General features: G+C 72.7%; 22 protein-coding genes. 9 read left to right on the top strand and 13 right to left on the bottom strand.

The window, feature by feature from the left end:
• Nucleotides 1–46 precede the first annotated feature (46 nt).
• On the bottom strand, nucleotides 47–1,561 hold the full coding sequence (locus ABD811_RS16315; RefSeq protein ID WP_344947680.1) for an NAD(P)H-hydrate dehydratase: 1,515 nt from the start codon (nucleotides 1,559–1,561) through the stop codon (nucleotides 47–49).
• A gap of 228 nt (nucleotides 1,562–1,789) precedes the next feature.
• Between ABD811_RS16315 and ABD811_RS16310 the strand changes: the two genes are divergently transcribed.
• From ABD811_RS16310 to ABD811_RS16300, 3 genes are all read left to right on the top strand, one after another.
• Complete coding sequence (locus ABD811_RS16310; protein WP_344947677.1) at nucleotides 1,790–2,665, top strand: helix-turn-helix domain-containing protein; 876 nt, start codon at nucleotides 1,790–1,792, stop codon at nucleotides 2,663–2,665.
• Between the two features lie 247 nt (nucleotides 2,666–2,912).
• Complete coding sequence (locus ABD811_RS16305; RefSeq protein WP_344947674.1) at nucleotides 2,913–3,140, top strand: DUF397 domain-containing protein; 228 nt, start codon at nucleotides 2,913–2,915, stop codon at nucleotides 3,138–3,140.
• A gap of 155 nt (nucleotides 3,141–3,295) precedes the next feature.
• Nucleotides 3,296–3,502 (top strand): DUF397 domain-containing protein, encoded by a 207-nt coding sequence (locus ABD811_RS16300; protein WP_344947671.1) that lies wholly within the window; start codon nucleotides 3,296–3,298, stop codon nucleotides 3,500–3,502.
• Between the two features lie 106 nt (nucleotides 3,503–3,608).
• On the opposite strand, the gene ABD811_RS16295 is transcribed toward ABD811_RS16300, so the two are convergent.
• The 3 genes from ABD811_RS16295 to glmS form a co-directional block, all read right to left on the bottom strand.
• Nucleotides 3,609–4,574 (bottom strand): ABC transporter permease, encoded by a 966-nt coding sequence (locus ABD811_RS16295; protein ID WP_344947669.1) that lies wholly within the window; start codon nucleotides 4,572–4,574, stop codon nucleotides 3,609–3,611.
• Between the two features lie 3 nt (nucleotides 4,575–4,577).
• Nucleotides 4,578–5,522, bottom strand: a complete 945-nt coding sequence (locus tag ABD811_RS16290) for an ABC transporter ATP-binding protein (protein WP_344947666.1) — start codon at nucleotides 5,520–5,522, stop codon at nucleotides 4,578–4,580.
• 95 nt (nucleotides 5,523–5,617) lie between these two features.
• Nucleotides 5,618–7,465, bottom strand: a complete 1,848-nt coding sequence (gene glmS / locus ABD811_RS16285; protein WP_344947663.1) for a glutamine--fructose-6-phosphate transaminase (isomerizing) — start codon at nucleotides 7,463–7,465, stop codon at nucleotides 5,618–5,620.
• A gap of 154 nt (nucleotides 7,466–7,619) precedes the next feature.
• On the opposite strand from glmS, the gene coaA reads away from it, so the two are divergent.
• A complete protein-coding gene (gene coaA / locus ABD811_RS16280) occupies nucleotides 7,620–8,558 on the top strand; it encodes a type I pantothenate kinase (RefSeq protein ID WP_344947660.1) in 939 nt (312 codons plus the stop codon).
• Between the two features lie 9 nt (nucleotides 8,559–8,567).
• On the opposite strand, the gene ABD811_RS16275 is transcribed toward coaA, so the two are convergent.
• Genes ABD811_RS16275 through ABD811_RS16255 form a run of 5 tightly spaced genes read right to left on the bottom strand, consistent with a single transcriptional unit; the run spans nucleotide 8,568 to nucleotide 13,063 of the window.
• Nucleotides 8,568–9,284 carry an ABC transporter permease subunit gene (locus tag ABD811_RS16275; RefSeq protein ID WP_344947658.1) on the bottom strand — a complete coding sequence of 239 codons (717 nt, stop codon included), beginning with the start codon at nucleotides 9,282–9,284 and terminating at the stop codon, nucleotides 8,568–8,570.
• Nucleotides 9,281–10,192 carry an ABC transporter ATP-binding protein gene (locus ABD811_RS16270; RefSeq protein WP_344947655.1) on the bottom strand — a complete coding sequence of 304 codons (912 nt, stop codon included), beginning with the start codon at nucleotides 10,190–10,192 and terminating at the stop codon, nucleotides 9,281–9,283. The genes ABD811_RS16275 and ABD811_RS16270 overlap by 4 nt, the downstream gene beginning before the upstream one ends.
• Nucleotides 10,189–11,067: an ABC transporter permease gene (locus ABD811_RS16265; RefSeq protein ID WP_344947653.1), complete on the bottom strand. Its 879-nt coding sequence runs from the start codon at nucleotides 11,065–11,067 to the stop codon at nucleotides 10,189–10,191. Before ABD811_RS16265 ends, ABD811_RS16270 begins: the two co-directional genes overlap by 4 nt.
• On the bottom strand, nucleotides 11,064–12,068 hold the full coding sequence (locus ABD811_RS16260) for an ABC transporter ATP-binding protein (protein ID WP_344947650.1): 1,005 nt from the start codon (nucleotides 12,066–12,068) through the stop codon (nucleotides 11,064–11,066). Before ABD811_RS16260 ends, ABD811_RS16265 begins: the two co-directional genes overlap by 4 nt.
• A 41-nt stretch (nucleotides 12,069–12,109) precedes the next feature.
• Nucleotides 12,110–13,063, bottom strand: coding sequence for a DUF389 domain-containing protein (locus ABD811_RS16255; protein ID WP_344947647.1), 954 nt, complete (start codon nucleotides 13,061–13,063; stop codon nucleotides 12,110–12,112).
• 111 nt (nucleotides 13,064–13,174) lie between these two features.
• Here ABD811_RS16255 and ABD811_RS16250 point away from each other — a divergent pair, with 111 nt between their 5' ends.
• A complete protein-coding gene (locus ABD811_RS16250; RefSeq protein ID WP_344947644.1) occupies nucleotides 13,175–13,873 on the top strand; it encodes an HNH endonuclease family protein in 699 nt (232 codons plus the stop codon).
• Nucleotides 13,874–13,920: 47 nt separating this feature from the next.
• The gene (locus tag ABD811_RS16245) at nucleotides 13,921–14,265 is read left to right on the top strand and encodes a hypothetical protein (protein ID WP_344947641.1); all 345 of its coding nucleotides are present in this window, start codon (nucleotides 13,921–13,923) and stop codon (nucleotides 14,263–14,265) included.
• Between the two features lie 139 nt (nucleotides 14,266–14,404).
• On the opposite strand, the gene glmM is transcribed toward ABD811_RS16245, so the two are convergent.
• From glmM to rplM, 3 genes are all read right to left on the bottom strand, one after another.
• A complete protein-coding gene (glmM, locus tag ABD811_RS16240) occupies nucleotides 14,405–15,748 on the bottom strand; it encodes a phosphoglucosamine mutase (protein WP_344947638.1) in 1,344 nt (447 codons plus the stop codon).
• 278 nt (nucleotides 15,749–16,026) lie between these two features.
• Entirely contained in the window at nucleotides 16,027–16,548 is a 522-nt protein-coding gene (rpsI, locus tag ABD811_RS16235; protein WP_344947634.1) for a 30S ribosomal protein S9, read from the bottom strand.
• A gap of 166 nt (nucleotides 16,549–16,714) precedes the next feature.
• A complete protein-coding gene (gene rplM / locus ABD811_RS16230; RefSeq protein ID WP_344947631.1) occupies nucleotides 16,715–17,158 on the bottom strand; it encodes a 50S ribosomal protein L13 in 444 nt (147 codons plus the stop codon).
• A 478-nt stretch (nucleotides 17,159–17,636) separates the two neighbouring features.
• Here rplM and ABD811_RS16225 point away from each other — a divergent pair, with 478 nt between their 5' ends.
• The 3 genes from ABD811_RS16225 to ABD811_RS16215 all read left to right on the top strand — a co-directional run bounded on the left by ABD811_RS16225 (nucleotide 17,637) and on the right by ABD811_RS16215 (nucleotide 21,629).
• Nucleotides 17,637–18,662 (top strand): CAP domain-containing protein, encoded by a 1,026-nt coding sequence (locus ABD811_RS16225; protein WP_344947629.1) that lies wholly within the window; start codon nucleotides 17,637–17,639, stop codon nucleotides 18,660–18,662.
• Nucleotides 18,663–18,806: 144 nt separating this feature from the next.
• The gene (locus ABD811_RS16220) at nucleotides 18,807–19,997 is read left to right on the top strand and encodes a hypothetical protein (RefSeq protein WP_344947626.1); all 1,191 of its coding nucleotides are present in this window, start codon (nucleotides 18,807–18,809) and stop codon (nucleotides 19,995–19,997) included.
• Between the two features lie 15 nt (nucleotides 19,998–20,012).
• Complete coding sequence (locus ABD811_RS16215; RefSeq protein ID WP_344947623.1) at nucleotides 20,013–21,629, top strand: hypothetical protein; 1,617 nt, start codon at nucleotides 20,013–20,015, stop codon at nucleotides 21,627–21,629.
• A 15-nt stretch (nucleotides 21,630–21,644) separates the two neighbouring features.
• Here ABD811_RS16215 and truA read toward each other — a convergent pair whose 3' ends face one another.
• Nucleotides 21,645–22,565 carry a tRNA pseudouridine(38-40) synthase TruA gene (gene truA / locus ABD811_RS16210; protein ID WP_344947619.1) on the bottom strand — a complete coding sequence of 307 codons (921 nt, stop codon included), beginning with the start codon at nucleotides 22,563–22,565 and terminating at the stop codon, nucleotides 21,645–21,647.
• Nucleotides 22,566–22,666: the final 101 nt, after the last annotated feature.

Genomic DNA, 22,666 nt, shown 5'->3' with positions numbered 1-22,666 from the left:
GTTCGCCCATGACCTGCAATTCAGGAATTACAGTTCAGGATAGCGCTCAGGACAGGGCGCGGAAGGCCTCGGGCAGGGCGCCGATGACGTCGTAGGCGCTGATGGGCGCCTCGGAGGGGTGGCCCGTCCCGGCCCTGACCGGGCCCCGGGAGGCGATGCGGGCGGCCAGGCCGTGCAGGTAGGCCCCGGAGGCGGCGGCGTCCAGCCCGGACATCCCGCCCGCCAGCAGCGCGCCGATCAGCCCGGACAGCACGTCCCCCGTGCCCGCGGTGGCCAGCCGGGGGGTGCCGGTGGGATTGACCCGTACGGGACGGTCCTCCTCGGCGACGAGCGTGGTCGACCCCTTCAGCAGCACCGTGGCCGACAGTTCGGAGGCGGCCCGCCGCACGTGCTCCAGGCGCCGCGCCTCGACCAGCTCCCGTTCCACCCCGAGGATCCGCCCCAGTTCCCCGGCGTGGGGGGTGAGGACGGTGGGGGCCTCGCGCCGCAACAGGTCGCGGCGGCGGGCCAGGACGGTCAGCCCGTCGGCGTCCACCAGGACGGGAAGGTCGGTGTTCAGGGTCGCTTCGAGCAGGGACTCGGCCTCGGCCCCGGTACCCAGCCCAGGCCCCACCACCCACGCCTGGACGCGGCCGATGCGTTCGAGCGCCTTGACCCCGCCGCTCCCAGGGGGAAGCACGGTCGTGACCGCTTCGGGCCAACGGTGCCGCACCAGTTCCACGGGATGCTCGACGGAGGCGAAGCGCACCATGCCCGCACCGCCGTGCACCGCCCCGCCCGTGCACAGCACCGCCGCGCCGGTGAAGTCCTCGCCGCCCGCCAGGATCCCCACCACGCCGCGCCGGTACTTGTCGGACTCCGGACGCGGCTCGGGCGGCTGCACGTCCACCGGCCAGGCCGCCACCACGTCGGGGTCGGGCAGGTCCGGGCCGAGGCCGATGTCGACCAGCTCCACCACGCCGCAGCAGGCCGCGCCGGGGTCGATGAGCAGGCCGGGCTTGTAGGTGCCGAACGTGACGGTCACGTCCGCGTGCACGGCCACGCCGTCCACCCGGCCGGAACTCGCGTCCACCCCGCTGGGCACGTCGCAGGCCACCACGACGCCGGTCGCCTGGGAGGCGAGCACGGCCAGGGTCGCGTGCGGCTCGCGCAGGCCGCCCGTCCCGCCGATCCCGGTCAGCCCGTCGATGATCAGGTCGGCCGTCTCGATCACCGCGGCCGCGGAGGGGGACACCGCCTCGCCGTCCACCCGGTCCAGCACGCGGCCGCCGGCGGCGCGCAGCGCGGCCAGCCCGCCCCGGTGGGTCCGGGAACCGGCGGGCACGGCGGTCACCCGGGCGCCCCGGCGGGCCAGCCGGGCGCCCGCGTACAGGGCGTCGCCGCCGTTGTCTCCCCCGCCGACCAGCAGCACGACGTCCGCCCCGTACACGCGCGGCAGCATCCGGGCGCAGACCGCGGCCAGCCCGGCGGCGGCGCGCTGCATGAGCGCGCCCTCGGGCAGCCGGGCCATCAGGGCCCCTTCCGCGGCGCGAACCTTGCCGACCTCGTGCGCGTACCTCATCCCCAGCTTCCTCTCCGCCCTCGCCGGAAAACCCGCCGTCCCCGAGTACCACTGCCCCCTACGCGCGTCCTGATCACCATCCTGGGGCGCCGCCCACTCCGACGATCACTTCCAAGACTGCCATGAGGCCCGGAATGCGGCCCGGCCGCTGCCCTGGAGGCGCCCGGTGAGGCAGACTGCAATGGCAAAAGGTCTTCGGGGTCTTCGTTGGGGCGGAGTAAACGCAGCATGAGCGCAACCCCACGTCCGTCCGTCCGGCAGCAACGCCTCGCCGCCGAGCTGCGCCGGTTGCGTGCGCTGAGCGGGTTCACCGGCGACGAGGTCGCCGACCGCCTGTCCTGGTCGACCGCCAAGGTCAGCCGGCTGGAGAACGCCCGCACCGGCGCGCGGCTGAGCGACGTCGAGATGCTCCTGGAGCTGTACGGGGTGAACGGGCGGCGCCGCGCCGAGCTGATCGCGCTGGCCCGGGACGCGGCGCAGCGCGGCTGGTGGGAGGACTACCCCTGGCTCGACCCCGGGTACGCGCAGCTGATCTCACTGGAGACCGAGGCCGACGCCGAGCTGCAGTGGGAGAATGTCGTGGTGCCCGGCCTGCTGCAGACCGAGTCGTACGCCCGGCACGTCGTGGGCGGCTGGAACTACCTGGACCGCCGCATCTCCCCCCAGGAGATCGAACGCCGCATCGAGCTGCGCATCCGCCGTCAGGAGGTGCTGCGGCGGCCCGACCCGATGCGGCTGGAGCTGGTGCTGGACGAGGCGGTCCTGCACCGCCGGGTCGGCGACGCGGCGGTGATGGCCGAGCAGATGGAACATCTGCGCCGCTCGGCCGAGTTGCCGCACATTTCTTTGCGCATTCTGCCGCTGGATGGATTTCATGCCATCATGGAGCCGTCCTTCACCCTGCTGGAGTTCTCCGATATCTACGACGTGCAGTTCCCTGACATCGTCTACTCGGAGACGCTGACGATGGACTACCTGACCGACGAGTCGGTCACCTTCCGGGCCCGGCTGGCGCACCGGCAAATGGCTGAGGACGCGCTCGACCCGACGGAATCCCGCATCCACCTCGCGGCCGCCAGGGACATGTGGAGCAGCCGCGCCTGACCCGGCGTCCACGCAGGTCAGCATGGGTTTCCGAAACAATGGTCAAATCCGCGGCCGTTACCCGCGGGCATCATGAAGACCACTGAACATTTCTGCTAGGGTCGCCGTGTCTGGCGTCCGGCAGCACACCTCCGGACATCGAGCCGCGCAGTTCCCGGTCCGTTCACCGCGACGGACGCTGCGGCGCTCGACGCGGATTCGCGAACCGCCCTACATCGAAACGGACATAAATTCTGAAAGGCGCAAAGTGGCGTCAGGTAATAGCAACTGGGGTAGCTGGCGGAAAAGCTCGCGCTGTGGCGGGAGCACGACCTGCGTCGAGGTCGCCGCGCTGCCCGGCGGGGTGATCGGCGCCCGCGACTCCGCCCGCGACGGCGGCCCGGAGCTGAGCTTCTCCGCGGCCGCGTGGGGCTCGTTCGTCACGGAGGTCAAGCGGGGGCGCTTCGACCTCACCCGGGGCGTCGAGGCCCGCTGATCGCATGGCCGGTGCCGTCGGCGTGTACGGCGGCACCGGCAGGACACAGCTTTCTGTCCCGCCCGCCCGGCGACATGTCGTATATCAAAGGGTATATAAGGCAATGTCGGCAATGTGGCCGCCAGCCCTGATGAGGATGTTCGCCGGGAGGCGTAATGGGGCAGCAGCAGGGGGCGACGGCGCACTGGAGGAAGAGCGGCCGCTGCGGCGGCAACGGAACGTGCGTCGAAGTCGCCCGCCTCGACGGCGGCGCGATCGGGGTTCGCGACAGCGTCCTCGGCGCGTCGGGACCCGTGCTGAGGTTCGCCCCCGCCGAGTGGCGCGCCTTCGCCGCCAGAATCAAATCGACCGCCGAACCCTGACCCACGCCCGACACCCCCCACGCGCGTCAGGCCACTCCGCCGCACGGCTCAGGGCACTCCCGCGGGCGTCAGGCTACTCGTGCGCGTCAGGCGGCTCGCGGGCGGGTCAGGCTATGCGGACGGCGCGTGGCACGTGGTACATCGGGGTGCGCAGGCGACGGGCGCTGATCCACAGCGCGCCACCCGCCAGGGCCAGGTCGAAGGCCAGGCCGTACGGCCACACCGGGCCGCCCTCCTGCACGCGCCACGCCCCTGGCAACCCGTCGACGGGCTGGTCGCCGAGGCGGGCCCGGCGCACCTCGTGGCCGATCGAGCCCAGCAGGTCGTCGGACCGCGGCTGCGTGATGACCCTGTCGTTGAGGTAGATCCGGCGCTCGGGCAGGCGCGGGGCGGCGTCGGCCAGCACCACCACGGGGTTGGGCGCCAGCAGCCACCACACCCGCTCGGAGTGGTCGTCTCCGTCGAAGCCCTCGCTCAGCGGCAGCGCCAGCGTGTACAGCAGCGGCGTCCCCACCAGCAGCGCGAACACCGTCACGTACGACAGCAGCACCGAGGTGATGCTGCGCGCCACCAGCGCCGACCAGCCCTGCGAGACCGCGCACACGATCCCGATCAGCAGCACCATCACGGTCAGCACCACGGCCGCGTGCCCCACGCCGACCGCGCCCTCCAGCACCGGCCACAGCACGGACGGCATGGTCAGCAGCAGCACCACCAGGCCCGTCCCCCACGACGCGGCCAGCTTGCCCGTGGCGATCTCGCCCGCGGTCAGCCGGGTGACCTGCAGCGCGGCCAGGGTGCCGCGTTCCCGGTCGCCGTTGACCGACTGCGCACTCAGCGACGGGGCGACCAGCAGGACGAGCACCAGCACCGCCAGCAGCACCCCGCCGAACATCGGCACGCCCGCGCTGTCCTCGCCGGGGCGCTGGTCGGCCTCGATCGCCAGCCGGAACAGCACCGCCAGGCCGTTGACGACCGCGAACCACACGCCCATGAGGACCCGCCAGCGGCCGGTGCGCAGCCGGGTCCGGATCTCCTGACGGGCCACCAGCCCGACGCCCGCAACCGTCATGTCTCACCCGTCCTCGGTCATCGCCAGGTAGGTCGCCTCCAGGGCGCCGGCCGCCGGGGCGAACCCGGTCACGCGGACGTTCCCGGCGACCAGGGCGGCCAGCAGGTCGGCCGCCTGGTCCTCGGTCAGCGGGCCGACCTCGGCGCCGCCGGGCAGGTCGCTGATCTCACCGACGCCCGGCCGCCCGGCCAGCGCCGCGGCCAGGGCGGCGGGGTCCTGGGCCCGCACCCGCCAGCGGGTGCGGCCGGACGGCCCGGCGGCGGTCAGCTCGGTCATGTCGTGCACGCCCACCACGCCGCCCCGGTCGACCAGCACCACCCGGTCGGCGATCTCCTCCAGCTCGCTGAGGATGTGGCTGGACACCAGCACCGCCACGCCGTCGGCGGCCAGCGACCGCAGCAGGTCGCGCAGCTCGACGCGCGAGCGCGGGTCCAGGCCGGACGCGGGCTCGTCCAGCATCAGCACGCGCGGCCGGTGCACCAGCGCGCGGGCCACGCCGAGCCGCTGCTTCTGCCCGCGCGACAGCACGTGCACCGGCCGGCCGAGGTACTCCTCCAGGCGGACCAGGGACAGCAGCGCGCGGATGCGGCGCGACCGCTCCTCGCGCGGCACCCGGTAGGCGTCGGCGAAGAACGCCAGGTACTCGTCGACGGTGAGCTGGTCGTAGACGCCGAACGTGTCGGGCATCCAGCCCAGCGCGCCGCGCGCCCGGTCGGCGTGGGTCGCCAGGTCGTACCCGGCGACGCGCACCTGACCGGAGTCCGGCGCCAGCAGCGTCGCCAGCACGAGCAGCAGCGTCGTCTTCCCCGCCCCGTTGGGGCCGACCAGCGCGGTCACCTGGCCGTACGGGATGGTCAGGTCCAGGCCGCGCAACGCGGCGACCTCCCCGAAGTACCGGGTCACCCCGTACGCCTCGACCGCGTGCCCCGAATCGACGTCCGGTCGCACCGCCACCTCCCCGCCTCACCGTGACGTCCACTGCGACGCGACCCGACAACGGGGAGTTTCAGGTGATATGCGGTGTTACCAGACTGTGATCCGGTTCACTCCACGGTGACGGACTTGGCCAGGTTGCGCGGCTGGTCGACGTCGTGGCCCTTGGCGGTGGCCAGCTCGCACGCGAACACCTGCAGCGGCACGGTGGTCACCAGCGGCTGCAGCAGCGTCGGCACGGCGGGAACGCGGATCAGCGTGTCGGCGTACGGCTCCACCGACGCGTCGCCCTCCTCGGCGATCACGATGGTGCGGGCGCCGCGGGCGCGGATCTCCTGGATGTTGGAGACGATCTTGTCGTGCAGGACGGCCCGGGCGCGCGGCGGCACCACCACCACGACCGGCAGGTCCTTGTCGATGAGCGCGATCGGGCCGTGCTTGAGCTCGCCGGCGGCGAAACCCTCGGCCTGCATGTACGCCAGCTCCTTGAGCTTGAGCGCGCCCTCCAGCGCCACCGGGAAGCCGACGTGCCGGCCGAGGAACAGCACGCAGTGGCCGTCCGCCAGGGAGCGGGCCAGCTCGCGCACCGGCTCCATGGTCTCCAGGACCTTCTCCACCTTCTCCGGCATCCGCTCCAGGAGCTGGATCATCGCGAACACCTCGTCGCCCCACTTGGTGCCGCGCACCTGCCCCAGGTACAGCGCGATCAGGTACACCGCGACGAGCTGGGTCAGGAACGTCTTGGTGGCCGCGACGCCGACCTCGGGACCGGCGTGGGTGTAGAGCACGCCGTCGCACTCGCGCGGGATCGTCGAGCCGTTGACGTTGCACACCGCCAGCACCCTGGCGTGCTGCTCGCGGGCGTGCCGCACCGCCATGAGCGTGTCCATGGTCTCGCCGGACTGGGAGATCGCGATGACCAGGGTGGTGCGAGTCAGGATCGGGTCGCGGTAGCGGAACTCGCTGGCCAGCTCCACCTCGCAGGGCAGCCCCGCCCAGTGCTCGATGGCGTACTTGGCGATCAGCCCGGCGTGGTAGGCGGTGCCGCACGCCACGATGATGATCTTGTCGATCTCGCGGAGCTGCTCGTCGGTCAGCCGCATCTCGTCCAGCACCAGGCGCCCGTCCGCGCCGATCCGGCCGAGCAGGGTGTCGGCGACCGCCCGCGGCTGCTCGGCGATCTCCTTGAGCATGAAGTAGTCGTAGCCGCCCTTCTCGGCGGCCGACACGTCCCAGTCGACGTGGTACTCGCGGATCTCGGCCGGACGGCCGTCGAAGTCGGTGACGGTCACGCCGTCGCGGCGCAGCTCCACCACCTGGTCCTGGCCCAGCTCGATCGCGTCCCGGGTGTGGGCGATGAACGCCGCCACGTCGCTGGCCAGGAAGTTCTCCCCGTCGCCGACACCGACGACCAGCGGCGAGTTGCGGCGCGCGCCCACCACCAGGCCGGGGTCGTCGGCGTGCACCGCCACCAGCGTGAACGCGCCCTCCAGACGGCGGCACACCCGGCGCATCGCCTCGGCCAGGTCGCCGCCGGCGCGCGGCAGCTCGTCCTCCAGCAGGTGCGCGACGACCTCGGTGTCGGTGTCGGAGTCCAGGGCGTGCCCGCCCTCGTCCAGCTCGGCGCGCAGCCGGGCGAAGTTCTCGATGATCCCGTTGTGGATGACCGCGACCGTCCCGGCGCAGTCGGTGTGCGGGTGGGCGTTGCGGTCGTTGGGCGGGCCGTGCGTCGCCCACCGGGTGTGCCCCATGCCCAGCGTCCCGTCGGGCAGCGGGTCATTCTCCAGGGCTCCGCGCAGGTTGACCAGCTTGCCGGCGCGCTTGGCCGTGGCCAGCTTCCCGTCGGCGAGCACGGCCACACCGGCAGAGTCGTAGCCGCGGTACTCCAGCCGCGCCAGCCCCTCGACCACGATGTCCAACGCCGGCCGGTCGCCGACGTACCCAACGATTCCGCACATGGCGGCAAGCCTATTGGGTGCCGGCTCATGGGCCCCACCAGCGAATGCCAAAGTGAACGGCTACAGCGTGTACGGACGGTGAACTGTGGGAGACCCCTCCCGTGCTCGCCCCCGGCGGGGCGGCACGTGGCGTTCACGGCTAGGGTGTCAGCCCATGACGAGCGGATGGGACGCCGTGCCGAGCCCCTACGTGGAGCTTTCCCGGGAGCAGTGGCGGGCGCTGCGCGAGAACACCCCGCTGCCCCTCACCCCCGGCGAGCTGGACGCGCTGCGCGGCGTCCGGGACCCGATCGACATCACCGAGGTCGAGGAGGTCTACCTGCCGCTGTCCCGGCTGCTGAACCTGTTCTTCATGGCCGACGGGCGGCTGCGCGACACCGTCGGCGGGTTCCTGGGCGAGCCGGTGCGGCCCACCCCGTTCATCATCGGCGTGGCGGGCAGCGTGGCGGTGGGCAAGTCGACCACGTCGCGGCTGCTGCGGACGCTGCTGGCGCGCTGGCCCGAGCACCCCAGTGTGGAACTCGTCACGACCGACAGCTTCCTGTATCCCAACGCGGTGCTCACCGAACGCGGGCTGATGGACCGCAAGGGGTTCCCCGAGTCCTACGACCGGCGGGCGCTGGTGCGGTTCGTGTCGTCGATGAAGGCGGGCGCCGCCGAGCTGGACATCCCGGTGTACTCGCACCTGGAGTACGACATCCTGCCCGACGCCCGGCAGACCGTGCGGCGCCCCGACATCCTCATCGTGGAGGGCCTCAACGTGCTGCAGCCCTCCCCCGCCGGGACGCTCGCCGTCGCCGACTTCTTCGACTTCTCCATCTACGTGGACGCCCGCGTCGAGGACATCCAGCACTGGTTCGTGGAGCGGCTGTTCGCGCTGCGCCGCACCGCGTTCAGCGACCCCCGCTCGTACTTCCACCGGTACGCCCAACTGGACGAGGACGAGGCCGCCGCGTTCGCGCAAAGGGTGTGGCGCGACATCAACGAGATCAACCTGGTGTCCAACATCCTGCCGACCCGCGGCCGCGCCACGCTCGTCCTGCACAAGGCCCGCGACCACAGCGTGCAACGGGTCCGCCTGCGCCGCATCTGAGCCGCGCGCTTACTCGGCCCCGGCCACGGGCAACGTGCGCAGGCGGCCGACGGCCAGCACGCAGCCCACGACGGCGACCGCCGCCAGCAGCCCCAGCGCCACCGGAAGCCGCACGGTGGACGTCACCACCGACGCGTCGGTCAGCGCGTCGGTGACCGACATGGCCCACTGCTGGACCGACGCCGAACGCGCTCCCGGAGCCACGCTGCCCAGCAACGCCTCCCACACCAGCGCGTACAGCAGGCCGATCGTCACGGCGTTGCGGCTGAGCACGGCCAGCGCCACGAACAGCGAGGTGTAGGCGACACCGCCCGCCAGCACCCCCACGGTGAAGGCCACGGCGACCTGGGCGGTGGCGCCGGTCAGCACCAGCCCGGCCAGCAGCGTCGGCAGCACCGCGAACGCCGTCACCAGCACGATCGCCACCGCCAGCTTGGTGAACACGATCACCCGCCGGGGGATCGGCTTGGTCAGCACGTACATGATCTGACCGTCGTCGATCTCGGGGCCGATCACGCCCGTGCCCGCGATCAGCGCCAGCAGCGGCAGCAGCGTGGCCAGCCCGAACCGCTGCAGCACGCCCACCGACACGTCCAGGTCGGCGACGTCGGCGGCGCGCAGCCCGACCGCCAGCGCCAGCAGCAGGAACGGCAGGGCCAGCAGCAACAGGGCGCGGCGCCGCCCCAGCATGGCGCGAAACGTGATCGCCGCAATCGTCGCGTTCATCGGGCCACCAGGTAGGAGAAGACGCTTTCGAGGGACTCGTCGGACGGGGAGACCTCCAGCAGGCGCACGCCCGCCTCCCGCGCCACCCGGGGCAGCAGCCAGGTGAAGCGCTGGAAGTCGACGGCCTCCACCTCCAGGCCCTGGTCGGTGAGGTTGACGCCGCGGGACGACCCGTCGGCGATGATCGCGGCGGCCAGCCGGCGGTCGTCGGCCGAGCGAACCAGGAAGCGGTGCGGCCGGTCGGTCATCAGCCGCCGGATCGCGCGGAAGTCGCCGGAGGCGGCGTGCCGGCCCGCCACGATCACCTCGATGTGCCCGGCCAGCCGCTCCACCTCCTCCAGGATGTGCGAGCTGAACAGGATGGTGCGGCCCTCGGCGGCCATGCCGCGGATCAGGTCCATCAGCTGCAGCCGCTGCCGCGGGTCCATGCCGTTGAACGGCTCGTCCAACAGCAGCACGGGCGGGTCGTGCACCAGCGCGGAGGCCATCTTGATGCGCTGCTTCATGCCCTTGGAGTAGGTGCCGATGGCGCGCTCCTGCGCGTACTCCATCTCCACCAGGGCGATGGCGCGGCGCGCGGCGGCGGCCGGGTCGGGCAGCTTGTGCAGCTTGGCCATGGCGACGACGAACTGGCGGCCGGTGAGGAAGTCGTAGGCGGTCTCCCGTTCGGGCACCAGGCCCAGCGACCGGTAGACGCCCGGGTTCTGCCAGACGGGCTGCCCGTCCAGCTCGACCGTGCCGGACGAGGGCGCCAGGAAGCCGCCCATCATGTGGATCAGCGTGGACTTGCCCGCCCCGTTCGGCCCCAGCAGACCCGTCACGCCGGGACCGATCGTCATCGAGATCCCGTTGACGGCGACGACGTTGCCGTACCAGCGGGACACGTTCTCCAGCCGAAGCTCGCTCACGAGAGGCCCGCCTTCCGGAACCGCTGGTACAGGACGGGGACCGAGCCGGCCACCAGCACGACGCACAGCAGCAGCGCGACCAGGCCGCCGAACGGGCCGGGCGCCACCGCGACCGCCGACTGCTCCGCGCCCAGCAGCCGCACCTGCACGATGTCGACGAGGTTGAACGGCGTGAACAGCCCCATCCACCCGGCGAGGGCGAACTCGGTGCGCATCTCGGCCAGCCCCTGCAGGATCAGCACGAACGTGGCGCTGAGCATGTAGACCGCCACGACGGCCGCGACGCCGAAGCCGCGACGCGGGGTGAACGCGGCGACCACCGTCCCGATCGCCGCCAGCACCAGCGCGAACAGCACGCAGCCGACCAGCGCGGCCAGGTAGTCGGCCAGGTGCCGGGACGCGTGCGGCATCTTGTTGACCAGGCTGCCCACGTACATCAGCGTGACCGGCGCCGCCATCAGCCCGAACAGCGCGGTGGCCAGCGCCGCCAGCTTGGCCAGCACGAAGTCCAGGTGGTCCACGGGACGCGAGAAGTACAGCGGCACCACGCGGTGGCGCAGCTCCCGGGACGCCAGCACCGGCGCCTGCGTGGCCAGGAAGATCGCGATGATGACCTGCAGGCTGATCGCGTACTGCGCGTAGCGGATCGGCGGATCGGTCAGGTCGGCCAGCCCGACCGCGGCCACCGCGCCCACCGCGGGCAGCAGCATGATCGCGGCGAGCAGGAACGGCATGACCTTGGCGCGGGCCGGACGGCCGAGGCCGAAGGCGGCGCGCAGGTTGTGCACGTACAGCGAGCGCAGCACGTACGCGCGGCCCAGGCGGCGGCCCTCGTAGTGCCGGTACCCGATGTCGTGGATCATGCTGGTGCTCATCGGGATCCTCCGTACGGGTACGCCCCGGGCTGGACCGGCGGGCCCGGCGGTCCCGGCGGGAGGCCGGGCGGGGCGCCGGGCGGCGGGGGCGCGGCGGCCTGCTGCGATCCGGCGGCGAAGACCTCCTCGATGCGGTGCCGGCGCTGCTCCAGCCGGATCAGCCGCAGGCCGAGGTCGGCGACGCCGTCGCGGATCAGGTCGTAGGTGGTCTCGCCGGCGATGTCGACGACCAGGGACCGGCCCTCGGCCCGCACCGTCAGGCCCGCCTCGGCCAGCAGCGCGCCGAGCCGGTCGCGGCCCTCGTCGACCTCGACGGTCAGCGACCCGCTGGCCGCGGTGTAGGCCTCGACGGCCTGCGAGCGCAGCAGCCGCCCCCCGTCGATGATCACGACGTGGTCGCAGATCCGCTCCAGCTCGCCCAGCAGGTGCGAGGTGACCAGCACGCTGATGCCGAACTCGGCGCCGATGCGCCGGATGAGGCCGAGCATCTCGTCGCGGCCGGCCGGGTCCAGTCCGTTGGTGGGCTCGTCCAGGAACACCAGCTGCGGGTCGTGGACGAGGGCCTGCGCCAGCTTGACGCGCTGCCGCATGCCGGTGGAGTAGCCGCCGATGGGCCGGTACCGCTCCTCGTACAGGCCGACGTGCCGCAGCGTGTCGGCGGCGCGCTCGCGGGCGGCGCTGGGCGGCAGCCCGCACATGCGCGCCATGTGCACGACGAACTCGGTGGCCGACACGTCGGGCGGCAGGCACTCGTACTCGGGCATGAACCCGACCCGCTCGCGGATGCGCGCGCCGTCGCGGGCGATGTCCAGGCCGAGCACGCTGGCCCGCCCGGCGGTGGGGCGCTGCAGGCCGAGCAGGATGCGGATGAGCGTCGACTTGCCGGCGCCGTTGGCGCCGACCAGCCCGACGACGCCGGGCTCCACGGCCACGGTGAGGTCGTCCAGGGCGGTCACCCGCGGGAAGCGCATCGTCAGTCCCTGCGTGGCGATGATCGGCATGGGTACGAACCTAGTGGCTCGCGCGGCGCGGCACGTCCCCCTCAGGTTCTACGTCCGGGCGCCCGCTCCCTCCTGCGGAGGACCACCGCCCACACCGCCCGCTGCACCACCAGGGTGACCGCCCCCGCGATGATCATGCCGGCGAGGTTGACGCCCAGTTGCAGGAGCGAGCCGCGGATCTCGTCCACGTGCCGGACGGCCAGCGCGACGGCGAGGTTGCCCGCGGCGGGCACGGTGGTGACCGAGATGAACACCCCGACCAGGGCGGACGACTTGGCGGCGGTCAGCGACAGCACCCCGGCGATCCCCGCCAGCAGCGCCACGATGAACGACCAGCGGTCGGGGCTGTAGATGAAGGCGGTCAGCGGGCGCGGCCGGTCCAGCATGCCCGGCTCGATGACGTGGATCCACAGGCTGACCTGCGCGCACACGTAGGTGACCACGATCGCGACGGCGAATCCGACGACCAGCGTGCGCAGCGCCGCCACGATCCTCGCCGGCTGCAGGAACACCAGGCCGTAGCTGATGGCGGCGACGGCGGCGAACTCCGGGCCGAGCACCATCGCGCCGATCACCAGGATGGGCGAGTCGATGAGCGCGGCGATGCCCGCCAGCTGCGTGGCCAGCGCCAGGAACGTCAGGAACGTCCAGGTCAGCCGGGAGTCGCCGGAGATCCGCTCCTCCAGCTCCTCCCACACCACCGCGTCGTCGCCGTAGCCGGGGGCGCGGGCCTCGGCGCGGTCGGCCACATCCGACAGCGACAGGTCGATCTGCTCGATCGCCATCGAGCCGTCCCGCTCGATGCCCAGGCGCTGCAGGCCCGCGATGACCTCGTTGGCCGCCTCGCGGGCGACGTCGCAGGTGACCAGGTCCCCCGCCGGGGACCGGGCGGCGCCCGGCAGCACCACCACGTTGGTCGCCCCCGGGTTGCCGGCCAGGGCCGCGCACACGGCGTCGGTGCGGTCCGCGGGGACGATCGCTCTCAGATGAAGCACGCACACATGGTGCCGCACCCGTCGCGGCGGAGGGCGCCCACCCGTAACCTCGGACCGTCAAATACCGGTAAATAGGTGCATAGCAAGTCAAAACTAGAAAGCGGTGGCGGAATGGCGTGGCGGCGGCGTCGGGGCGTGCGGCGGTCGGCGGCGGGACTGGCGTGTGCGCTGCTCGCGACGGTCGCGACGGGATGCGAGGCGGACGTCCGCGTGTCGGGGCCCTCCTCGTCGGCGCGGCCGTCCGGCGGAGCCTCGCGGCCCGCCGAGCGCAACGTCGCCCAGGCGCGCGACGACCTGGGCGCGCTGCGCGTCGCGTCCCAGAGCGACGGGGACGGCTACTCCCGCGAACGGTTCGGCGGCCGGTGGAAGGACACCGACCGCAACGGCTGCGATCAGCGCAACGACATCCTCGCCCGCGACCTGCGGCAGGTGCGCAAGCGCGACGACTGCGTCGTGACCTCCGGGCGGCTGCGCGACCCCTACAGCGGCCGGGACATCACCTTCGACCGGTCCAAGCCCGCCGAGGTGCAGATCGACCACGTCTACCCGCTGGCGCTGGCCTGGCGGATGGGCGCCTCCCGCTGGAGCGAGGACCGGCGCGAGCGGTTCGCCAACGACCCCGACAACCTCCTGGCGGTGTGGGGCGTGCCGAACCGGGAGAAGAGCGACTCGGGCCCCGCGGAGTGGAAGCCGGACGAGGCGTTCCGCTGCGAGTACGGCATCAGGTACATCTCGGTCGCCCGCAAGTACTCCCTGCCGGTGACCCGCGCCGACCGCGACGCGCTGCGCGGCTTCCTCGACCGCTGTTAGGGCCGAGCCCGGCGCGGCACGGGAACGGCGGCAATAGGGTGAACCCCATGAGCAGCGACCCCAACGAGCACACCGCCCCGTCCAACGGGCAGGCACCGAACGACGACGAGCACGCGCGGGAGGACAAGCCGCGCGTCCGCACCGAACGCGCCTTCGGGGCCCGCGCCACCGGCGCCGAGGTCACCGGCGCCTCGGCGACCGGCCTGACGCTGCGCGCCGGGAACGCCGTCGGGTCGCTGGCGCTGGGCTCGATGGTGCTGGGCGCCATCGCGATCGGCGCGGTCGCCATCGGCCGGCTGGCCGTCAAGCGGGCCGTCATCGAGCATCTCCAGGCGGGCACCGTGGAGATCAGGCACCTGAAGGTCGGCCGCCTGGACATCACCGACGGCTGACCCGCCGCGCGCGACGCGTCCGGTGCGCGAAACGCCCGGCGCGTCCGGCGCGTCCGCGGCGCGCGCCATGAGAAAAGCCGCGTCCCCGGCCACCCTGTGAGGGCCGGGGACGCGAAGGCTCCGTCTTTCGAGGGCCCGGTCAGCCCAGGGCCGTGCGGACGACGCCCGCCAGCCGTTCGGCGACCGCCTGCGCCTGCTCCTGCGAGGCCGCCTCGACCATCACCCGCACCATCGGCTCGGTGCCGCTCGGACGGATCAGCACCCGCCCGGTGTCGCCCAGCTCCGACTCGGCCTCGGCGATCGCCCCGGCCAGCTCCGGAGACGTCTTGGTCCGCGTCTTGTCCACACCCCGGACGTTGATCAGCACCTGCGGCAGCCGCGTCATCACCTTGGCCAGCTCGTCCAGCGAGACGCCGCGCCGCGCCATCGCCGCCAGCAGGTGCAGCCCGGTCAGCACGCCGTCGCCGGTGGTGGCGTGGTGGCGCATGATCACGTGGCCGGACTGCTCGCCGCCCAGCGTGTAGCCGCCCTCCTTCATCGCCTCCAGCACGTACCGGTCGCCGACCGCGGTCTCCACGACGGTGATCCCGGCCTCCCGCATGGCCAGCCGGAAGCCCAGGTTGGACATGACCGTGGCGACCACCGTGTCGGCGGCCAGCAGCCCGGCCTCACGCTGCTCCAGCGCCAGGATCGCCATGATCTGGTCGCCGTCGACCTCCTCACCGGACGCGGTGACGGCCAGGCAGCGGTCGGCGTCGCCGTCGTTGGCGATCCCGGCGTCGGCGCCGTGCTCCAGCACCGCCGCGCGCAGCGCCTCCAGATGGGTGGAGCCGCAGCCGGAGTTGATGTTCAGCCCGTCCGGCGCCACCCCGATAGTGATCACCTCGGCGCCGGCGCGGCGCAGCGCCTCCGGCGCCACCTCCCAGGACGCGCCGTGCGCGCAGTCCACCACCACGCGCAGCCCGGCCAGCGACACCGGCAGGGTGGAGATCAGGTGCGCGACGTAGTGCTCGACGGTGCCGTGCGCCTCGCGGACGCGGCCGACGCCCGCGCCGGTCGGCGGCTCCCACGCCTGCCCGAGGCTGCCCTCGATGCGGTCCTCGATCTCGTCGGGCAGCTTGTGGCCGCTGCGGTCGAAGAACTTGATCCCGTTGTCGGGAGCGGGGTTGTGCGAGGCCGACAGCATCACGCCCAGGTCGGCGGTGAGCGCGTGGGTCAGGTGGGCGACCGCCGGCGTCGGCAGCACCCCCAGCCGCAGCACGTCCACGCCGGCGCTGGCCAGCCCGGCCACCACCGCGGCCTCCAGGAACTCGCCCGAGGCCCGCGGATCGCGCCCGACCACGGCCACCGGACGGTGCCCGGTGAAGGCGCCGGCCTCGCCGAGGACCCGCGCCGCGGCGACGGACAGGTCCATGGCCAGCGGGGCGGTCAGATCGCGGTTGGCGAGCCCGCGTACGCCATCGGTCCCGAAGAGACGACCCACAGTTTCCACTCCCGATGAGAAAGAAGACCGCGCGGCCCGCGACCGGGGGCCGCACCCCGTCGCTCCGCGCGGTCAAATGTAGTGCGCCGGCCCGCCCACGGCAGCCGCTCCGCCACCTTCAAGATCGTCGCGTCGCGATCCGGCGGCGCGGGCACGGACGGGACGGACGACCCGGAAACGCGGACGAGCCGCCGCCCCCGCGCGGCCGGGCGACCCGGTGCCTCCGGGTCGCGCACCGGACCTCGTGCGCGGGGTGCGACGGCTCGCACCGTTGACGATCAGCGCTTGCTGTACTGCGGCGCCTTGCGGGCCTTCTTCAGACCGGCCTTCTTGCGCTCGATGACCCGCGCGTCGCGGGTCAGGAAGCCGGCCTTCTTCAGCGCCGGACGGTGGTCGGGGTTGGCCACCTGCAGCGCCCGGGAGATGCCGAGGCGCAGCGCGCCCGCCTGCCCGGTGACGCCGCCGCCGTTGACGCGGGCCAGCACGTCGAACTGCCCGTCCAGGCCGAGCAGCACGAACGGCTCGTTCACGATCTGCTGGTGCACCTTGTTCGGGAAGTACTGGTCGAGGGTCCGACCGTTGATCTTCCAGGTGCCGTTGCCGGGGACGATCCGCACCCGCGCGATGGCCTGCTTGCGGCGGCCGGTGCCGGCGGCCGGGCCGGTCGCCACCGGCTGACCGAGGTAGCCGGTCTCGACGGCCTGCGGCGTCTCGGTGCTGTACTCCGACGGGGCTTCCTCGTCGTAGGAGTCGTACTCGACGCCCTCGGCGGGCGTCTCCATGCCGGTGGACTCGTCCACGGATTCTCCAAGGGTCTTCTGGCCAGGGCGGCGGGCCCGGTCGGTCTTCGGGTGCCCCGGCGGCCACGGAAATGGTTTCGGCGACCGACCGGCGGAGCCGCGCGCGTGGCCGGCATCCACCGTGTGGGTGTGCGTCACCGTCCGGCGGACGCCGGACGGCCGGGGGTCACTGCTCGATCTGCGTGATCTCGAACGGGATCGGCTTCTGCGCCTGGTGCGGGTGCTCGGGGCCGCGGTACACCTTGACCTTGCCGAACATCTTCCGGCCGAGCGAGTTCTTGGGCAGCATGCCCTTGATCGCCTTCTCGACCGCGCGCTCGGGGTGCTTGTCCAGCAGGTCGCTGTAGGCGATCGAGCGCAGCCCGCCCGGGTAACCGGAGTGCCGGTAGGCGCGCTTCTGCTCGCGCTTGTTGCCCGTCAGCGCGACCTTGTCGGCGTTCACGACGATGACGAAGTCACCGGTGTCCAGGTGCGGCGCGTAGATCGGCTTGTGCTTACCCCGAAGCAGCTGCGCGACCTGACTGGCGAGCCGACCCAGCACGACATCGGTCGCATCGATGACGTACCACTGACGCTCGACGTCAGTGGGCTTAGGGGTGTACGTGCGCACGGTCGTAGACCTTCGTTTCCTCGTCGACTTCTAGCGGTTGCGATCGCCCGCCATGGAAGCGGACGCAAGCAAAGACACAACGAACCCGCAGAATATCGAGCCTCGCGGGCACGGGTCAAAGCGGGAACGTCGTGCAGCCCCGCCACCCTCCAGTATGCCCTACGCGCGAAGGTGTCTCGACCATTCCGGCCGCACGGACGGCGTCGACAGGCCCCGCGCGGCCGGGCTTCGGGACGCCTTCCCAAGGGGCCGCGGAGGCCCGTGTCGATCACCCTACCCGGCGTGAACAGGTAAAATCTGCCCACTTTAGGAAGACTTGTCCGTTTTTATGGGGCTAAGGTGCCGTGCCACTGGTACGTCCCGCCGGCACCCGCCGGCCCGACCCAGGGAGCCCCCGCTGAACACTCCCCGCTCAACAGAAAAGGCAAGCACCCCTCACACCCCCAAGCACCGCCGGAAGGGCGGACGCACCCGGGGCATGAAGTTCGCGGTCGTCACCGCGTCGCTCACCGCCTCGGCGCTCGCCGTCGGCACGGGCTTCGCGCTCGACCGCGCCGCCCTGCCCGGCCTGGACGCCGAGCCGGCCAGCGCGTCGAGCAACTTCACGCCGTCCCCGCAGTCCGGGCGGCAGCAGAACCCCTCTCCCGACCAGTGGCAGGGGAGGTGGGACCGCGACACGCCGTCGCTCAAGCGGATGCACGGCGACTGGCCCAAGCACACCTGGTCGCCCAAGCCTCAACCGTCCTCCTCGCCGGACGACGACAGCAGCACGCCCCCGTCCGATTCCGGCTCGGACTCCTCCGGCTCCGGCTCGGACTCGGACTCGCATTCCCGCTGGGGCTGGGACTGGGGCAAGGGTTCGGGCTCCGGCTCGGGCTCTGACACCGGCTCGGGCTCCGGTTCCGGTTCTGACACCGGCTCGGGCTCCGGTTCTGGCTCCGGCTCCGGTTCTGGCTCCGGCTCGGGGTCTGACACCGGCTCGGGTTCTGGTTCTGACACCGGTTCCGGCTCCGGTTCCGGCTCGGGCTCCGGTTCTGACACCGGCTCCGGCTCGGACTCGGGCTCGGACTCCGGTTCGGGCTCGGACTCGGGTTCGGGCTCGGACTCGGGTTCGGACTCGGGCAAGTCCACCAGCGAGGAGTCCGCCGTGGTGAAGCTCACCAACGAGGAGCGGGCCAAGGCGGGCTGCAGCGCGCTCAAGGTGGACGACCGGCTGGTCACCGCCGCGCGCAAGCACTCGGAGGACATGGCGGCGAAGAACTACTTCTCCCACAACTCCCAGAACGGCGACGACCCGTTCGACCGCATGAAGGCGGCCGGATACCCCGACCCGGCGGCCGAGAACATCGCCATGGGGTACTCCTCCCCCGACGCGGTCATGAAGGGCTGGATGAACAGCGACGGGCACCGGCGCAACATCCTCGACTGCAACCTGCGCACCATCGGTGTCGGCGTGGCCAAGAGCGACCGCGGCCTGTACTGGACGCAGGACTTCGGCCGGTAGCAGTCACCCTTCGTCCGCCCGCCGGACGACCTTCCGCAAACCGGCGGCGTCCGGTTCCGCCCCATGTCAAGGTGGGTGATCCGAAGGTTCCGAGCACTTCCCGAAGATCCAGAGCCACAGCGAAGGAACGGTAAGGTCCAAGCCATGGGTTATCCGGGCGATCAAGGCAAAACCGGCGGCTGGCCTTCCGAGCAGCCACCGTCCGCGCCGTACGGTCCCGCACCGGAACGGCCCGAGGAGGCTCCGCACGGAGGGCCCTCCTGGGGGGACCCCTGGGAGGAGAGGCCGCGGCACGCCGCGGCGTCCGCCCCCGAAGGACCGTCCGGCACCCAGGCGGTCACGCCGTCCTTCGGCCAGGCTCCGGACGGCCCGGGAGGGCACGGCGCCCCGGGAGAGACCCAGACCTATGACTCGGGCTACGGACAGGGCTTCGGGCAGGGTTACGGCCCGGAGTTCGGGCAGGCGCCGGGACCGGGTCCGAACGGCGAGTTCGCCGACTTCGGCCCCGGCCCCGGCGGGCCCGGCGCCCCCGGCCCCGGCGGGCCGGACGGCCCCGAACCGCCCGACGGGACCGACGGGCAGGAGGCGCCGCGGCAGCGCCGGCCCAACCTCGCGCTGATCATCGGCGGCGCGGCCGCCGCCGGGCTGCTGCTGGTCGGCGGCGGCTTCGTGGTGTCCTCGATGCTGGAGGACGACGGCGGCGCCAAGCCCGCCACCGCCTCGGCCACGCCGACGCAGGCCGCCCCGTCGCCGACCCCGTCCCCCACGGTTCCGTCGCTGGAGCCGGTCAAGCTCAAGAGCCGCACCACCGACCCCACCCCGCTCACGCTCAAGGAGATCTTCGGCAAGCGCTCCTTCAAGGCGGGCGGCATGAAGTACAGCCGGGTGGCCTGGCACTCCAAGCGCGGCTGCACCGGCACGGTGGCCGGGACGGCGCTGGTCAACGCGCTGCGCAAGGGCGGCTGCTCGCAGGCGCTGCGCGCCACCTACGTGCGCGGCGACGGCGCGCTCATCGGCTCGGTCGGCGTGTTCAACCTGCGGACCGAGGCCGCCGCCAAGTCCGCCGTCAAGGCCGCCGGCGCCAAGAGCGCCGCGCTGCAACCGCTGCCCGGCCCGGGCATCACCAAGAACATCGGCAAGGGCGAGGCGCTCGGCACCGTCGAGGCGCGCGGCCACTACCTGGTCATCACCTGGATCCAGCGCCCCGACGGCAAGAAGATCCCGGAGGCGTCCTACAAGGCCGTCACCACGTTCGGACGCCAGGTCATCAAGGGCAGCAATCTCAGCTTCGCGCTGGCCTACCGGGAGACCGAGGGGAAACCCTTCGGAAACTGAATACCCTCACTTCTTATGTCTGGACCTAACGAGACCAGGGACTCCGCCGAGGAGCCGGGGGCGTCCTCCGGCCCCGCCTCCGAGGCGCCGCCCAGTTTCGGCAACGCGGACCCCGCCAACGACGAACCCGCCAGCGGCGAGCCCGCCGGACCGTCCGCGCAGACCTCCCCGGAAACTTCCGAGGAAGCTCCCGCCGACAAGCCCGACACCGTCGGGCTGCCCCCGTTCATGCTCCAGCGTCCCTGGTGGGCCACCGACGAGGACGACGACCCGGAGCACAAGCCGCAGACCGCACCCGACGCCGGCGCCGAGAGCGGACATGACGAGCAGCCCGCCGCCGAGGCCGAACCCACAAAGGTCGAAGCCGAGACGCCCGAGCCGTCCGAGCGTCCCGTTGGGACCGGTCCACTCCCGGCTCCCACGCCGGGCACGCTCGTGGCGGGCGTGGGTGTGCCGAGCGTGGACACGCGCGGCGCCGTCCCCGTCCGGCCGCTCGTCCCGCCGTCCACGCCGCCCGCCGCCGACACCGACCCCGACGGCATCCCCGTCGTCCGTCTCGACGACGACTCGGCGACGGACACGAAGCCGACGGACGCAAAGGCGACGGACACGAAACCAGCGGACGCCAGGACCGCCGACGTCGACCAGCCGAGCGACAAGCCCGCCGGCACCGAGCCGTCGGACGACGACACCGCGCCGCTCCCCCGAACCGAGATCCCGACCCCGCCGGTACCCGCGCCCGCACCCGGCCCCGCCGCACCCGCCGACCAGCCCACGGTGGCCACGCCGCTGTACCGCTCCGAGAGCCCGGTGCCGTTCGGCGGCCCCGAGTACAACGGGCCGACGCAGTCGTTCCCCGCCGCCCACGGCGCCACCGCCGCGCCCGCCCCGGGCGGGAAGACGCGCGGCAACCGCAAGGGCCTGCTGGCCGCCGGTGGCGTCGCGGGCGCGCTCGTCATCGCCGCAGGCGCGTACGTCCTGATCGGAGCCGGGTCGGGCGACGACCGCGAGGCGACCCCGGCCGGCCGCACGCCCGCGTCCGCCCAGCAGCCGCCGGCGCCCACGCCCACGCGGGCCACCACGGTTCCCGCCCCGTCCCTGCCGCCGCAGGCGAGCATCAACAGCGCCAAGACCGACCCCAAGCCGCTGGCGCTGGTCGAGGCGTTCCCCGCCAACAACGTCACCCTGGGCGGCCGCTCCTACGTGCGGGACAGGGCGTCGGTCAACCACAAGTGCGCCCTGACCGCGCGCGGCGCGATGGCACAGGCCCTGCAGCGCGAAGGCTGCACCAGCGTCGTCCGCGTCACCTTCCTGGACAAGGAGCGGTCGGTGGCCGTCACGTCCGGCATCGCGGTGCTGCCCGACCGCGACGCCGCGCTCCGGGCGAGCCGTGCCGGTGACCCGAGCAAGTACGAATGGTTCCGCGGCATGGCGGGCTCGCGCACCAAGGACATCGACCGCGCGGGCGGATACGCCGCCAGCACGGTGCGCGGCCGCTACATCGTCTACTCGTACGCCCAGTACGCCAACGGCAGGCGCCCCCAGCCCGGGGACGCGCTGCAGAACGTGGCGCGGCAGTTCATCGACTACGGCGTACGTCCCGTCGACGCACGCGCCAAGCAGCGCCCGTAACTGCGCCGGGGGCGGCTAGGAAACGCCCGCCGAGGACGACTCGTTCGCGTCGGCGCCCTCACCGGCCGTCTCCCCCGAACCGCCGTTGCCGGTCGTGGCACCGTTGCCGCCGGTGGCGTTGAGGGTGCGGACGCGCCGGGTCTCCTGGGCGCGCCGCGCCAGGCCGTCGTCGTCGGGGTACCGGATCTCCTCAAGGGACAGCCCGTGCGCGGGCGCGACGTTCACCGCGGAGTCGCGCACCCCGGCCGCCAGCACCTTGGCGGGCCACTCGATGTCGCGGCGCCCGTCGCCGACCATCAGCAGCGCCCCCACCAGGGCGCGCACCATGGAGTGGCAGAAGGCGTCCGCCTCGACCGTGGCCACCGCGATGTGGCGTTCTTCGCGTGCCCACTCGTACCGGAGCAGCCGCCGGATGGTCGTGGCGCCCTCCCGCCTGCGGCAGTACGCGGCGAAATCGTGCTCGCCCACCAGTCCGGCGGCGGCGGCGTTCATCCGGTCCAGGTTCAGCGGACGCGGGTGCCACAGCACGTCACGGCGGCGCAGCGGCTCCACGCCCACCGGGTCGTCGCACACGCGGTACTCGTAGCGACGCGACAGCGCCGAGAACCGCGCGTCGAAGCTGTCGGGCGCCGGGGCGATGCGCCGGACGCGCACGTCCGGCGGCAGCACGCCCGCGAGCCGGCGCGGCAGCGTGCCGTTGATGGCGGAGTAGGCGGCGCTCGGGACGACGACATGGGCGACCTGGCCGCGCGCGTGCACTCCCGCGTCCGTGCGGCCGGCGACGGTCAGCACCGGCGCCGGGTCCAGGCGCAGCACGCGCGCCAGAGCGTCCTCGATCACGCCCTGCACGGTCCGCTGCCCCGGTTGACGGGCCCAGCCCGCGAACTCGCCCCCGTCGTAGCTGATGTCGAGGCGGAGCCGTACCAATGCGGTCATGTCAGGAAAGCTGCCCTTCTCCAACGTCGTTGCTCCATCTCCCCGTGGGCCGCCGCTCTCCTGACCTGACCATAGATCCAGTCTGGCAAAGATCGGGCCCG

Origin of the sequence: Actinomadura miaoliensis (genome assembly GCF_039536785.1) — a bacterium.
In the GTDB taxonomy this organism is placed as follows: Bacteria; Actinomycetota; Actinomycetes; order Streptosporangiales; family Streptosporangiaceae; genus Spirillospora; species Spirillospora miaoliensis.
Note: the sequence above shows the minus strand (reverse complement) of the source record. Positions and strands in the feature narration are given on the sequence as shown.

Excerpts from the sequence above, each read along its gene's own strand:
- ABD811_RS16315 (WP_344947680.1), bottom strand. The coding sequence starts at position 1,561 with ATGAGGTACGCGCACGAGGTCGGCAAGGTTCGCGCCGCGGAAGGGGCC.
- ABD811_RS16310 (WP_344947677.1), top strand. The coding sequence starts at position 1,790 with ATGAGCGCAACCCCACGTCCGTCCGTCCGGCAGCAACGCCTCGCCGCC.
- ABD811_RS16300 (WP_344947671.1), top strand. The coding sequence starts at position 3,296 with ATGGGGCAGCAGCAGGGGGCGACGGCGCACTGGAGGAAGAGCGGCCGC.
- ABD811_RS16295 (WP_344947669.1), bottom strand. The coding sequence starts at position 4,574 with ATGACGGTTGCGGGCGTCGGGCTGGTGGCCCGTCAGGAGATCCGGACC.
- glmS (WP_344947663.1), bottom strand. The coding sequence starts at position 7,465 with ATGTGCGGAATCGTTGGGTACGTCGGCGACCGGCCGGCGTTGGACATC.
- coaA (WP_344947660.1), top strand. The coding sequence starts at position 7,620 with ATGACGAGCGGATGGGACGCCGTGCCGAGCCCCTACGTGGAGCTTTCC.
- ABD811_RS16275 (WP_344947658.1), bottom strand. The coding sequence starts at position 9,284 with ATGAACGCGACGATTGCGGCGATCACGTTTCGCGCCATGCTGGGGCGG.
- ABD811_RS16265 (WP_344947653.1), bottom strand. The coding sequence starts at position 11,067 with ATGAGCACCAGCATGATCCACGACATCGGGTACCGGCACTACGAGGGC.
- ABD811_RS16260 (WP_344947650.1), bottom strand. The coding sequence starts at position 12,068 with ATGCCGATCATCGCCACGCAGGGACTGACGATGCGCTTCCCGCGGGTG.
- ABD811_RS16250 (WP_344947644.1), top strand. The coding sequence starts at position 13,175 with ATGGCGTGGCGGCGGCGTCGGGGCGTGCGGCGGTCGGCGGCGGGACTG.
- ABD811_RS16245 (WP_344947641.1), top strand. The coding sequence starts at position 13,921 with ATGAGCAGCGACCCCAACGAGCACACCGCCCCGTCCAACGGGCAGGCA.
- ABD811_RS16225 (WP_344947629.1), top strand. The coding sequence starts at position 17,637 with ATGAAGTTCGCGGTCGTCACCGCGTCGCTCACCGCCTCGGCGCTCGCC.
- ABD811_RS16220 (WP_344947626.1), top strand. The coding sequence starts at position 18,807 with ATGGGTTATCCGGGCGATCAAGGCAAAACCGGCGGCTGGCCTTCCGAG.
- ABD811_RS16215 (WP_344947623.1), top strand. The coding sequence starts at position 20,013 with ATGTCTGGACCTAACGAGACCAGGGACTCCGCCGAGGAGCCGGGGGCG.
- truA (WP_344947619.1), bottom strand. The coding sequence starts at position 22,565 with ATGACCGCATTGGTACGGCTCCGCCTCGACATCAGCTACGACGGGGGC.